An 11,973-nucleotide genomic window follows, 5' to 3' on the forward strand; every position below is an offset into this window, starting at 1 on the left:
TTTACTCCTCTGCCCCGGCAGCTGAATGCGAACTCGAGTCAATTTCCGTGGCCGCCACTTCTTTCTCTTTCTTCTCGTGCTTCAGCGGCTTGCCCGGCTTCATACCTTCGTACTTGTCGACGATGATCTGGAACTGGTTCGGCGTGACCGAGGAGTAGAGCTCGACTGGGTTGTTCTGGCTCGGTTTGGCAAGGGCCGCGTATTCAGCTTGATCAAGCTGTTTAGGTGACTTCTTGACTTCACTTACCCAGGCGTCGAAATCTTCCTGAGTGGTGGAGATAGCTTTGAACTTCATGCCGGTGAAACCCGCGCCGCTGTAGTTGGCGGAGATACCGTCCATTTCAGCGTTACGGTCAGCGATCAGGTGCAGCTTGGTCTGCATGCCCGCCATCGCGTAGATCTGGCCGCCCAGACCCGGGATGAAGAACGAGTTCATCACAGCGTCAGAGGTGATCTTGAAGTTGATTGGCGTGTGCGCCGGGAACACGATCTTGTTGACCGTGGCAATGCCTTGTTCCGGGTAGATGAACAGCCACTTCCAGTCCAGCGCGACCACTTCGATGGTCACAGGCTTGACGTCGGATTGAATCGGACGATACGGGTCCAGTTCGTGGGTCGAAATGTAGGTGATGTAACCCAGGGCAATGATGATCAGGACCGGGATGGTCCAGACTGCCACTTCGATTTTGGTCGAGTGCGACCATTTCGGGGTGTAGACGGCGTTCTTGTTCGACGCGCGGTACTTCCAGGCGAACAGGAAGGTCATGACGATAACCGGCACAACAACCAACAGCATCAGCAGCGTGGCGGTGATGATCAGGTTGCGCTGTTCCAGGCCGACCTGGCCCGTTGGATTGAGCAAGGTCATGTTGCAGCCTCCCAGCAACAACGTGCCGAGCAGCGGCACTAGGCCTAGTAATCTGGGGTACCTGTTTTTACTCATCTCACGACCTCTAAAGCAGCTTGCGCAATGCAGTTGGGTTTTGATCGCCAACACTTCACCCTGCCAAGGGTTGGCATTTTCTTTGGATTGAATAAGGGCCGCCCGTCGCGCGTCAGACGCTCGACAAAACCTGGGACAGCGGTCAGTTCTTATTCGAATTCGTGGTCAAAGGCCTTGTTACAGACCAATTCCATTTGGTGCGGAAAGTTGGAAGGCACCGACACCTGGGTGTCTTGGAAGCCTTTCGACTCACTCGACACCCGACTTTCTGCGCAGCGCCTTAATAAAAAGCGTTCCTTAATAAAGGCTGAACAGTGCCGGGAATTCAGTGCGGGCGATTGTAGATAGGTAGCGCCCTATACACCATGTCTTATCCCGAAATAATTTTTATCCGTTCGAGCAACAATCCATCGCCATTTTTGCAAAAGTTCCGCATGTTATCGAAATCGATTCTCAACAAAAACACCAAAAATTGTAGGTGTACCCGCCTCAGTTCAGACAGCTCTGAGGGCTTTTTCCGAAGCCTCGAACAGCGCAAGCCCCGACAACCCAAGGCTTTTGGCCATATGCCAGCGCTTGTTAAAACTGCCTGCTCTGGCACTCTCGTGCTAAAGCCGAAAAACCTCGAAACAGACCAATCCTTTTTTGTAACAACGACCGATTCCGTGTCACTGAAGAGCGCTGCGACACGGCGCGTGTGACAACATGTCGCACATCTGCCACACCCTCACTTGCCGTCCGTCACGGTGTTTTCACAAACACTCTGAAATGCAAAACGCCCCGATATGCTGATACGCAAATCGAGGCGTTTTCTGTATCGGCCAGACTGCCGATTAGTTGATTCAGCGCAGTGCTTTTCGGTTACGCAAGGTCAGCAGCGGCACCAGAATCACCACCAGCACGAACGCCAGCAGCGCCCATTGCGCCAACGACAGACCGAGAATCGGCGGATACGGTGTCGAGCAGAAACCGTCGACCTGAAAGCCCAGCGGGAAGATCTTCGCCAGCGGCAAGTCGTCGACAATTGGCTGCAGCACATCGATGCCACAACTCACTGCCGGATAGAACTGGGTGTACACGTGATGGCCGGCCACAGCGGCGCCGGCAATCGCGCAAATCACTACCAGGACTTCGAACACGGTGATGTTGCGGCGGGTGCGCATGGCCGCGCCGATAAAGGCGAACAATGCGATCAGCAGCAATGCATAACGCTGCAGGATGCACAGCGGGCATGGTGCTTCGCCGAGCACGATCTGCATGTACAGCGCACCGCCGATCAGTGCCAGGCAGATGATGCCCAGCAGCACCAGAAAGCGCCGCTCACGTCCCAGTCGAATCGTTTCCTCGCTCATCGCGTTTCCCTTATATGTCCATGGTTCAACCGGCTCGCGGCTGAAAGTTGTCGCAAGTCTACACCGGGGGAATAAACGATAAAGCAGTTAAGGAACCATTAAGTTGTAGGGATATTTTGCGAATCAGAATGGTGTAACGGCCATCGCGAGCAGGCTCACTCCTACAAGGGATCTGTGTCGTACACCATTCTCATGTACGCCACTGCGCCTGTAGGAGTGAGCCTGCTCGCGATGAAGGCGACTCGGTCTTAAGGATTACTCCAGAGCCGAAGCCGGCCCGAAGAACTCGTAACGACTCTGCTTCTCCGGCACACCCAAGGCTTTCAGATGACGCTTGATCGCCCCCATGAACCCTTTCGGGCCAAGGAAATACGCATCGACATCACGCTGCTCCGGCAGCCATTCGCCCAACTGCTCCAGACTCAGCAGGCCCACCTTGTCCGCCGCCGGGCTGACGCCATCGTCTTCGGCGTAGCAGTAGAAACGCTTGAGTTGCGGATGACGCGCCGCCAGACCATCGACCCAATCGCGGAACGCATGGACGCTGCCATTGCGCGCGCAATGAATGAAGTGCACCGGGCGCTCGGTTTCCAGCGCCGCTTCGAGCATCGCCAGCGTCGGGGTGATGCCGACGCCGCCGCTGATCAACACCAGCGGTTTGTCGCTGGCCGTCAAAGTAAACTCGCCCGACGGTGGAAATAGCTGAATGCTCGCGCCGACATGCAGTTGATCGTGCAAATGGTTCGATGCGCGACCACCCGGTTCACGCTTGACGCTGATGCGGTACTGACCTTTATTGGCCAGCGCCGACAGCGAGTAGTTACGGCGGATTTCTTCGCCATCGAGGATCAGCTTCATGCCGATGTACTGACCCGGTTCGGCTGCCAGAATCGGGCCCTTGTCGGCAGGTTCAAAGTAGAAGGAGATGATTTCCGCGCTCTCCTCGACCTTGGCCGCGACGATGAATTCGCGCGCTCCGCGCCAGCCGCCGACGGCTTGTTCTTTCTGGTCGTAGATCGCGGTTTCGGCGCCGATCAGAATGTCCGCCAATTGGCCGTAGGCCGCCCCCCAAGCGCTCATCACTTCCGGGGTGGCGATCTCTTCGCCGAGCACTTCGGAAATGGCGCGCAGCAGGCAGGCACCGACAATCGGGTAGTGCTCCGGGAGGATCTGCAGAGCGACGTGCTTGTTGATGATTTTCGCTACCAGATCGCCCAACTGGTCGAGTTGATCAATGTGGCGGGCGTACATCAATACACCGTTGGCCAGGGCACGGGGCTGGTCGCCGCTGGCCTGGTGCGCTTGGTTGAAAAGCGGGCGCACCTCAGGGTATTCAGAGAGCATCATGCGGTAGAAGTGCGTGATCAGCGCTTCACCGCCGCTCTCCAGCAGAGGCACGGTGGATTTGACGATGGCACGATCCTGGACGCTAAGCATAAGAGCAACTCCTGAGCTTTCTTGAAAAGTTACCTTAGGCTTATCAGATTTCATGCCAAGTTTTTTATCCATATAAATCAATAACTTGAAAGTATAGTAGTCATAACGACTCAAACAGACTTATAGTCATCTCGACTACATCGTGTCCCTTTGACTACAAGACCATGACCGCCAAATCCCTGCTCACCGCCCTGCTGCCTCTGGTTTCCGACCTCTCCCGCGAACTGCCTGAGGGCGAGCGTTACCGACGCCTGCTCGAAGCCATGCGCGCGCTGTTGCCCTGCGATGCCGCCGCGTTGTTGCGGCTCGACGGTGAATCGCTGGTGCCGCTGGCGGTGGACGGCTTGAGTACCGACACTTTGGGCCGGCGCTTCAAAGTCAGCGAACACCCGCGCTTCGAAATCCTGCTGGCCGGCGCCGGGCCGACCCGCTTCGCCGCTGACAGTGATTTGCCCGATCCTTACGACGGCCTGGTCGATGGTCTCGATGATCATCTAGAAGTTCACGACTGTCTGGGCTGCCCTTTGTTTGTCGAAGAAAAGCTCTGGGGCCTGATCACCCTTGATGCACTCGATCCAGAGCGTTTCGAACCCATCGAACTCGACGCCCTGCAAGCCTTTGCCAGCCTCGCCTCGGCCACGGTCAACGCCGCCGAACGCATTCAACGCCTGGCCAATCGCGCAGAAGATGAACATCAGCGCGCCGAGGTCTATCGTCAGGCCAGCGGCCAGCAGAACCGCGAGATGATCGGTCAGAGCAAAGCGCTGAAGAAGTTAGTGGAAGAGATCAATCTGGTCGGCGGCAGCGATCTGACCGTGTTGATCACCGGCGAAACCGGCGTCGGCAAAGAGCTGGTCGCCCAGGCCATTCACGCCGCTTCACCGCGCGCCGACAAACCTATCATCAGCCTCAACTGCGCCGCGCTGCCGGATACGCTGGTCGAAAGCGAACTGTTCGGCCACGTACGCGGCGCCTTCACTGGCGCCACCAGCGACCGTCGCGGCAAGTTCGAACTGGCCAATGGCGGCACGCTGTTTCTCGATGAAGTCGGCGAATTGTCGTTGACGGTGCAGGCCAAGTTGCTGCGGGTTTTGCAGAGCGGACAGTTGCAGCGCCTGGGCTCGGACAAGGAGCATCAAGTCGATGTGCGCCTGATTGCCGCGACCAACCGCGACCTGGCCGAAGAAGTGCGCAGCGGCCGCTATCGTGCCGACTTCTATCATCGCCTCAGCGTCTACCCGCTGCGCGTGCCGGCGCTGCGTGATCGTGGGCGTGATGTGTTGCTGCTCAGTGGTTTCTTTCTGGAGCAGAACCGTTCGCGCATGGGCCTTAATAGCCTGCGTCTGAACAGCGATGCGCAGGAAGCGCTGCTCGCTTATACGTGGCCGGGGAACGTTCGCGAGCTGGAGCATTTGATTGGGCGCAGTGCGTTGAAGGCGCTGGGCAATTGCAAGGTGCGACCGAAGATCCTCAGTTTGAGCGCGGCGGATCTGGATTTGCCGCGTGAGGTTGTGGATAACTCAGTTGAGGCTGTTGTCGGTGCCGTGGCTGAGATGCCGCTGATCAGTGGGGATTTGCGCAGTGCGACCGAGCAGTATCAGCGGCGTTTGATCAGTGCGGCGCTGGAGCGGAATCAGGATAACTGGGCGAGTGCGGCGCGGGAATTGGGGCTGGATCGGGCGAACCTTGGGCGGATGGCCAAGCGGTTGGGTATGAAAAGCTAAAGGCAGACCCTCACCCCAGCCCTCTCCCGGAGGGAGAGGGGGCCGACCGAGGTGTCTTGCATCATCCATCGACCTGAAACATTGAGTCGATTGTGGATTCAGCAGAGCACGTTCAGTTCGGCGGAATTCTACAATATCCCCCAATCGGCCCCCTCTCCCTCTGGGAGAGGGCTGGGGTGAGGGGCTCAGGATCTGACCGCAGACTCTGAATCCACCCCCCACCCGACAACTAACCTAAAGCCCACCCCTTTAACGCCGATAACCCGGCATCAATAGTTTCTGGCGATTTCCACCCTCGCCCACCACCTTTCCACAGAAGGTTCATATGTCCTCCACCAAAGCCCGCGCAGACTCACTTTCGCTTCTGCTGTTTACCTTGCGCAGCGGCAAGTTGATGGCGATCAACCTGCTGAAAGTCAGTGAAATCATCCCCTGCCCGCCGCTGACCAAGCTGCCGGAGTCGCACCCGCACGTCAAAGGCATCGCCACGTTGCGCGGTGCCTCGTTGTCAGTCATCGACCTCAGCCGCGCCATCGGTGAACGTCCGCTGGAAGACCCGAACGGCGGTTGCCTGATCGTCACCGACGTCAGCCGCTCCAAACAGGGCCTGCACGTCCAGGCTGTGAGCAAAATCGTCCATTGCCTGACCACCGACATCAAGCCACCACCGTTTGGCTCGGGTGGTTCGCGCGCCTACATCACCGGTGTGACCTCGGTGGACGGCACGCTGGTGCAGGTGCTGGATATCGAAAAGGTTATCCACAGCATTGCCCCGGCGCAGATCGAAATGGCCCCGACCGACCTGACCATGGAAGACGCCGAAGTGCTCGGCAACGCGCGCATTCTGGTGGTCGACGACAGTCAGGTAGCACTGCAGCAATCGGTGCACACCCTGCGCAACCTCGGCCTGCAATGCCACACCGCCCGCAGCGCCAAGGAAGCCATCGACTGCCTGCTCGACCTGCAAGGCACCGCGCAGCAGATCAACCTGATCGTCTCCGACATCGAAATGTCCGAGATGGACGGCTACGCCTTCACTCGCACCCTGCGCGAAACGCCGGACTTCGCCCATTTGTACGTGCTGCTGCACACCTCGCTCGACAGCGCGATGAACAGCGAGAAAGCGCGCCTGGCCGGAGCGAATGGCGTGCTGACCAAGTTCTCCTCGCCGGAACTGACCCATTGCCTGATCGAAGCGGCCAAACACGTCGCGGCACACGGGCACTGAGTCTTGGCCGAGACGTATTGTTTTTTGATGCGGCGCGACCTCGGTAAGGACGCGCCGGATGCACCTTGGCCACAAGATATTGAACTGTGTACGTACTCCGTCGAAATGGCGGCGGACGTGCATCATTTGATGCAACTCGGTTATCACGAAGGCGGCGGCCGGGTCCCAGCACTGGACGCCTGGCGGCAGCAGTTCGAAACCGATCCTGAATACGATCCGACACTGTGCTTTATTGCCCGCGATGCCGAGGGTGTCGTCGGCGTGGCGCAATGCTGGACCAGTGCCTATATCAAGAATCTGGTGGTGCATCCGCGGATGCAGGGGCGCGGGCTGGGCCGGGCGTTGCTGTTCAATGCATTCAAGGTGTTTCAGCAACGGCGCGAAGGGTTTGTTGATCTGAAGGTACTGGAAGACAACCGGGGGGCGCAGCGCTTGTATGAAAGTGCCGGGATGTATGTGGTCCGCCGCGAGCTGGTGCCGGACTGAAAGTCCGTCATCGTGAGCAGGCTCACTCCTACAGGGGAATGCATTCCAAATGTAGGAGTGAGCCTGCTCGCGATGGGGCCATCCCAGACAACTTTTCACCCCCGGCACACTCCAACCTTGGCCACTCACGCCCCAGGATGCCTGATCATGAAAACCCTCACCGCCAGCCTGCTCTGCCTCACCGCCCTCACCTCCCAGGCCCACGCCTCCAGCCCCGACGCCTGGGCGGCCTACGACAAAACCGTACTCGCCAGTTGCACCAAAGCCAGTGGTCTGAAAAACCCAAAACCGGTCGGCACACCCGCGCAATTCGATGATCGCGTGGGCTACACCGCCGTTCTGCTGCAAGGCCAATACCCGCAAAAACACATGAAAGGCCAGCAAGGCAGCGAGCTGTGCCTGTACAACAAGCAATCAAAAACCGCCTTCGTCACCGAGTGGGACTCGATCCGTCCGACCGCCAAAGCGAAGTGAGTGGCGCACAACTTGCTTCAACCCGGGCCTGTGCGGTGGTTTTCCGTCACCGTTTCACACCTTGATTGAAGACAGATCGCTCAATGAATACGACGTTTTCCTGCGTAGGCTGCGGCAAATGCTGCACCGATCACCATGTCCCTCTGACCCTGGCCGAAGCCCGAATGTGGGCGGCGGATGGCGGTCAGGTGATCGTGCTGGTCGAAGCCTTTCTCGGCAATGGTCTGGGCTTGCCGGCGCAACAGCGTGAGCACGCTGAACGTCGCTCCGTGGTCGTTCGCAGTGGTGCGACAGACGCCCATGTGGCGATCACCTTCGCCGCGTACAACGTCGGCCCCTGTCGGAATCTTGACGAAGACAAGCTGTGCCGGATCTACGAGCGGCGGCCGCTGGTATGTCGCATTTATCCGGCGGAAATCAACCCGCACATCCCGCTCAACCCTGCTGCCAAGGACTGCCCGCCGGAGTCCTGGCAACAGGGGCCGGTGTTGATTGCTGGCGGTGAGTTGGTGGATCAGGAACTGGTGGAGTTGATTCAGCGCTCGCGCCAGGCGGATCGGGATGACATCGGCACCAAGGATGCTATCTGTGGGCTGCTGGGGATTCGTACCACAGCGTTGAAGGGGGACGGCTTTACCGCTTACCTGCCGAACATGACGGCGTTCGCCACGGTCATCGATCAGGTGAGTGCGCAGCCGCCGGGCGACGCATACAGTGAATGGCTGTTTCATGTGTCCGGAGATGACATTGCCGGGCAAGTGCTGGCGGCAGGGGCGCAAGTGGTGACCGAGCCGGCGCAGACATACGCGTTTATCTCGTTGCGGGCGGCCTGATCAGAATTTTACAGCGAACGAACTGGCCTCATCGCTGGCAAGCCAGCTCCCACAGGGTTTTGTGGCGTACACAAATTGTGTGAACACCCGAGAATAATGTGGGAGCTGGCTTGCCAGCGATGGGGCCTTTGCAGGCAACCTCAATCGCGGATCTGCCGCCGCGCCCAGAACTCCCGCGCCAGCAACCTTAAATCCCCGGCCAACCTCGCCACATCCTCGGAGTTGCGCTGACTCTGCCGCCCCTCATACAGCGCCACATCGACGTTGCGACCGGTCATCGGGAGATTGATCTTCATGGATAGCGCGCTCGTTTTATGGGAAAGAGTCGGCAGGGCTGCTGACTCTAAGCGCACCAAATGGTTAAACGTTGATCTGGCTCAGGCACTGAGCACTTAGCCATCACTGTGATGAAAAAATCACAGCGATGGCCGCAGGCGGGATTAAAACTCAGCGCTTGCCCATCGAACGACGGGTGCCCGGCGGCGCCATGCCCGGGGTCTTGGTGTGGCCGTTCTTGGCGCCGTTCTTGTACCACGGCTGGTTCGAGCCTTTGGCAGAAGCCAGTTCGCCCGGCTTGAACGGAAATTTGAACGCCGGGATATCGGCTTTGGTATCGCTGGTTTCGGCCAGTTCAGCCGGGACATCGCTCACAGCGTCGTCAACCGGCGGCAAGGTCGGGGAAGTCATAAAAGCTCCGGAAAGCAAAAAGTCGGGCCCGATCAGTGAGCCGCGAAGGCGCGCAGTATACCTGTGCGCCAAGGTTGGGCACCTGAAGATTTGCAGCGCACGCCGAACGGTTTACAGGTAACTGATGATGACGATGCCTTTGTCGGTCGAGGTCTTCAGCGCTTCGTAACGCATGGAAATCGGCAGCGCCTGATGACTGCAAGCGTTGCGATCGGTGTCGACATCGACTTTCACGCCGGGCTTGATTTCGATCTGGCGAGACTCACGAGACGCAAACGCCCCGACCGGTCCGACCTGACAGCCCGAGTCAACGATCTGCCCGGTGAAGCGGATCTCGCCGGATTGACTGGCAGGCGCTGCAAACGTAGTGAGTGGAAGCAAGAGGAGCACAGACGGCAGAGCGGTTTTCAGCTTCATTTCAAGACACTCCCGGGGTGAGCGGCCCAGAGAGATTTGCGACGTGCGCGGCCTGAGCCATACAAGCTGTATCCGCTCATAGAGGAGGATCTTTAAGAGATTAATCAGGATCGCAAGCCATGCCGGATGTCAGTTCATTCGTTGCTGGACGTTACTCAACAATTGCGAGGCGCTTTCCAACAACTGCGCCAGAAGCGCGTCATCCTCATCCATATACCCTTCGTATTCCGCGAGATTGCGCCGCTCATGACACAACGCGAACAATCGCACCTGAACCTTGCTGATATGGGCCGTATGCACCAGACACTGAAAGACCAAATAGCGTTTATCCGATCGATAGCCACTCAATCGAAGCGCCGTCAGCGCCAACGCGTGCGCTGCGTTATAAGCCAAGTCGAAACGGCTGGAAAAAGACAAAGCAGGAGTTTGCGCATCCTTGAGCCGATCCACGGCCGAGCGCATCAAGCCCTCGCACTCCTTGCGATCCGGCGGCTCCGCTTTCAGCCCACCGCTACGTAGAAGATTCTCCAGACTCTCGTTGCTGCCCATCCTTGGACTCCAAAGGGTTTGCCCCTAACAGATCGATTTTTTCCTGCTGCACCACCCGCGCGACAAAGCTGTTGTGCGCAGCCAGTTTCGCCGCCCAGTCTTGCGGGGTGTAAAGCGTCGGGTTGATGGGACGACCCAATTGTTCCTCCATGGGCATGAGCCGTTCCATGACGTCACTGTAGTGCAGGCCTTCGCCAATCAGCATGAGATCAATGTCACTGAGTGTGTTTGCTGTGTCCTTGGCGATGGAGCCATAGACAAACGCCCAGGTGATCTGCTCGGTAAATGGCTGCAATGCCTGACGCAGAGGCTCGGCGATGCCAAACGTCTTGCGGACGATGCCCAGTAGTTCGGCATAGATGGGACAGGTGGGATTGGCTTGGTAATGGTTCTGATTGCCCACCCTCGTCATGCGCAACACACCGGCTCGCTGCAGACGGTCGAGTTCACGCATGAGACTGCCTTTGCCAACACACGCCCAGCGCGCGATCTCATTGGCATAGAAAGTCTGGTCAGGCTTACCGAACAGCAGACCCAACACTTTTTGTTGAGTAGTGGTAAACAGCGCTTCGCTTAGAGAGATAGTTTCCACTGTGAAGGCCAAAGAGTCCCAAAAAGGGAACGATAGGTCCCTTTTTGGGACTTATCAACCTTGAGAATATTTCCAGAGACAGCGGCCGCAGAAAAATCGCCATAGCGAACAGGCTCACACCTACATTTGGAATGCGATCGCCTTGTAGGAGCGAGCCTGCTCGCGAAGCACGATGACGCGCTGTTCGGACGTATTACGTCTGCGGATCAACCCGATCCAGCACCCGGTTTACCGCCAACTCGGCGAGCATGACGATCTGCTGGATCGCCAGCGCCGTACTGCGCTGCGGGCGACTGAGCTGATCAGCCAGATCAGCGGCCATGACATTGGCTGAGGCCAGCGATTCGCAGGCGTGGGCCAGCAGGCTTTCGGTGTCGATGTTCGCATGGATGAGGAACATCGTACTGGGCTGACGCGGTTTGACCGGTTCGGGGCAGAGGTAGAAATCGAGAGCGCGTTTGATGGCTTCGCGGGTTTTGATCTGGTCGTCGGCGCGGATGGCGTCTTCGAGTGGGGTGGTGGGATCGATGGGTGGATCGGGTACGGGCTTAGTCATTTACTCAGTCCTCACTGATTGGAGCCAACAATTACCGTTTCTCACGCGGCGAATTGGGTGGCAGCTACGTACGGGGTGAGAAACCGGGCAAGGACCAGTAAAACCTCCGGCCGGACCGAAGTCCGCCCGTACATAGCCGCCATAAAAATGCAGGCAGCAATCAGCTGGCGCCGATTATGACGGTACTGGTATTGGAATAATACTTAGCCCGGGTTCTCACACCCGATCGCCGAGTTTTCGGCGACAACCAAAGACTAGAGAGCGCACGTCCGACGGACAACCTGAAAACCTTGTGGGAAGGTTCTGGTTATTTGACACAAATTTAAACAGCCAAAAGCCAACCCTCACCCTAGCCCTCTCCCGAAGGGAGAGGGGACTGACCGGGGTGTTTGGCAGAGCTACGCCGACGTGCAATACCGCGTTGAACTCAGGTTTTGAAACGCCCGAAAATCGGCTCCCTCTCCCTCGGGAGAGGGCTGGGGTGAGGGGCAAATCCACCACAAATCCAAAGCCGAACACCCGCTCTTCACCACTCAATAGGCCGAGTGTCAGCTCGCCTGCTCTTGATCTTGATCCACGAGCGACGTCGGAAGGCTGAGTGGAGGGATTGATCCGGGCGTGGGAGCGCAGCGACCGTTTGGCGCAGCCAAACACAGCGAGAGGAGGTGCAGCGAAGCAAACCGTAGGCGCTGCGC

Annotated in this window: 14 protein-coding genes; 5 read left to right on the forward strand and 9 right to left on the reverse strand. The window is 58.1% G+C overall.

Going from position 1 to position 11,973, the window contains the following annotated elements; all coding sequences use genetic code 11:
- Window position 1: 1 nt before the first annotated feature.
- From cyoA to hmpA, 3 genes are all read right to left on the reverse strand, one after another.
- Window positions 2–943, reverse strand: a complete 942-nt coding sequence (gene cyoA / locus CQ009_RS15345; protein WP_007916947.1) for a ubiquinol oxidase subunit II — start codon at window positions 941–943, stop codon at window positions 2–4.
- Window positions 944–1,785: 842 nt separating this feature from the next.
- Window positions 1,786–2,295 carry a disulfide bond formation protein B gene (locus CQ009_RS15355; RefSeq protein WP_064392125.1) on the reverse strand — a complete coding sequence of 170 codons (510 nt, stop codon included), beginning with the start codon at window positions 2,293–2,295 and terminating at the stop codon, window positions 1,786–1,788.
- A gap of 255 nt (window positions 2,296–2,550) precedes the next feature.
- Window positions 2,551–3,732, reverse strand: a complete 1,182-nt coding sequence (gene hmpA, locus CQ009_RS15360) for an NO-inducible flavohemoprotein (RefSeq protein ID WP_105707230.1) — start codon at window positions 3,730–3,732, stop codon at window positions 2,551–2,553.
- A 164-nt stretch (window positions 3,733–3,896) separates the two neighbouring features.
- Here hmpA and norR point away from each other — a divergent pair, with 164 nt between their 5' ends.
- The 5 genes from norR (at window position 3,897) to CQ009_RS15385 (ending at window position 8,477) form a co-directional block, all read left to right on the forward strand.
- Window positions 3,897–5,456 (forward strand): nitric oxide reductase transcriptional regulator NorR, encoded by a 1,560-nt coding sequence (gene norR / locus CQ009_RS15365; RefSeq protein WP_105707232.1) that lies wholly within the window; start codon window positions 3,897–3,899, stop codon window positions 5,454–5,456.
- Window positions 5,457–5,781: 325 nt separating this feature from the next.
- Window positions 5,782–6,684 carry a chemotaxis protein CheV gene (locus tag CQ009_RS15370; RefSeq protein ID WP_008084803.1) on the forward strand — a complete coding sequence of 301 codons (903 nt, stop codon included), beginning with the start codon at window positions 5,782–5,784 and terminating at the stop codon, window positions 6,682–6,684.
- Between the two features lie 27 nt (window positions 6,685–6,711).
- Window positions 6,712–7,170 carry an N-acetyltransferase gene (locus tag CQ009_RS15375; protein ID WP_105707234.1) on the forward strand — a complete coding sequence of 153 codons (459 nt, stop codon included), beginning with the start codon at window positions 6,712–6,714 and terminating at the stop codon, window positions 7,168–7,170.
- A gap of 147 nt (window positions 7,171–7,317) precedes the next feature.
- Window positions 7,318–7,644, forward strand: a complete 327-nt coding sequence (locus CQ009_RS15380) for a hypothetical protein (RefSeq protein ID WP_105707236.1) — start codon at window positions 7,318–7,320, stop codon at window positions 7,642–7,644.
- Window positions 7,645–7,727: 83 nt separating this feature from the next.
- Entirely contained in the window at window positions 7,728–8,477 is a 750-nt protein-coding gene (locus tag CQ009_RS15385) for a YkgJ family cysteine cluster protein (protein ID WP_105707239.1), read from the forward strand.
- Between the two features lie 140 nt (window positions 8,478–8,617).
- Here CQ009_RS15385 and CQ009_RS29940 read toward each other — a convergent pair whose 3' ends face one another.
- The 6 genes from CQ009_RS29940 to CQ009_RS15410 all read right to left on the reverse strand — a co-directional run bounded on the left by CQ009_RS29940 (window position 8,618) and on the right by CQ009_RS15410 (window position 11,278).
- Window positions 8,618–8,773 carry a hypothetical protein gene (locus CQ009_RS29940; protein WP_158260941.1) on the reverse strand — a complete coding sequence of 52 codons (156 nt, stop codon included), beginning with the start codon at window positions 8,771–8,773 and terminating at the stop codon, window positions 8,618–8,620.
- A 151-nt stretch (window positions 8,774–8,924) separates the two neighbouring features.
- Window positions 8,925–9,164: a hypothetical protein gene (locus CQ009_RS15390; protein WP_064392135.1), complete on the reverse strand. Its 240-nt coding sequence runs from the start codon at window positions 9,162–9,164 to the stop codon at window positions 8,925–8,927.
- Between the two features lie 111 nt (window positions 9,165–9,275).
- Complete coding sequence (locus tag CQ009_RS15395; protein WP_105707241.1) at window positions 9,276–9,581, reverse strand: hypothetical protein; 306 nt, start codon at window positions 9,579–9,581, stop codon at window positions 9,276–9,278.
- A gap of 129 nt (window positions 9,582–9,710) precedes the next feature.
- Complete coding sequence (locus CQ009_RS15400) at window positions 9,711–10,130, reverse strand: hypothetical protein (protein WP_105707244.1); 420 nt, start codon at window positions 10,128–10,130, stop codon at window positions 9,711–9,713.
- A complete protein-coding gene (locus CQ009_RS15405) occupies window positions 10,093–10,722 on the reverse strand; it encodes a nucleotidyltransferase domain-containing protein (protein WP_105707264.1) in 630 nt (209 codons plus the stop codon). Before CQ009_RS15405 ends, CQ009_RS15400 begins: the two co-directional genes overlap by 38 nt.
- A 193-nt stretch (window positions 10,723–10,915) precedes the next feature.
- A complete protein-coding gene (locus CQ009_RS15410) occupies window positions 10,916–11,278 on the reverse strand; it encodes a DUF6124 family protein (RefSeq protein WP_105707246.1) in 363 nt (120 codons plus the stop codon).
- Window positions 11,279–11,973 lie beyond the last annotated feature (695 nt).

Origin of the sequence: Pseudomonas sp. MYb2 (genome assembly GCF_002979955.1) — a bacterium.
GTDB lineage: Bacteria > Pseudomonadota > Gammaproteobacteria > Pseudomonadales > Pseudomonadaceae > Aquipseudomonas.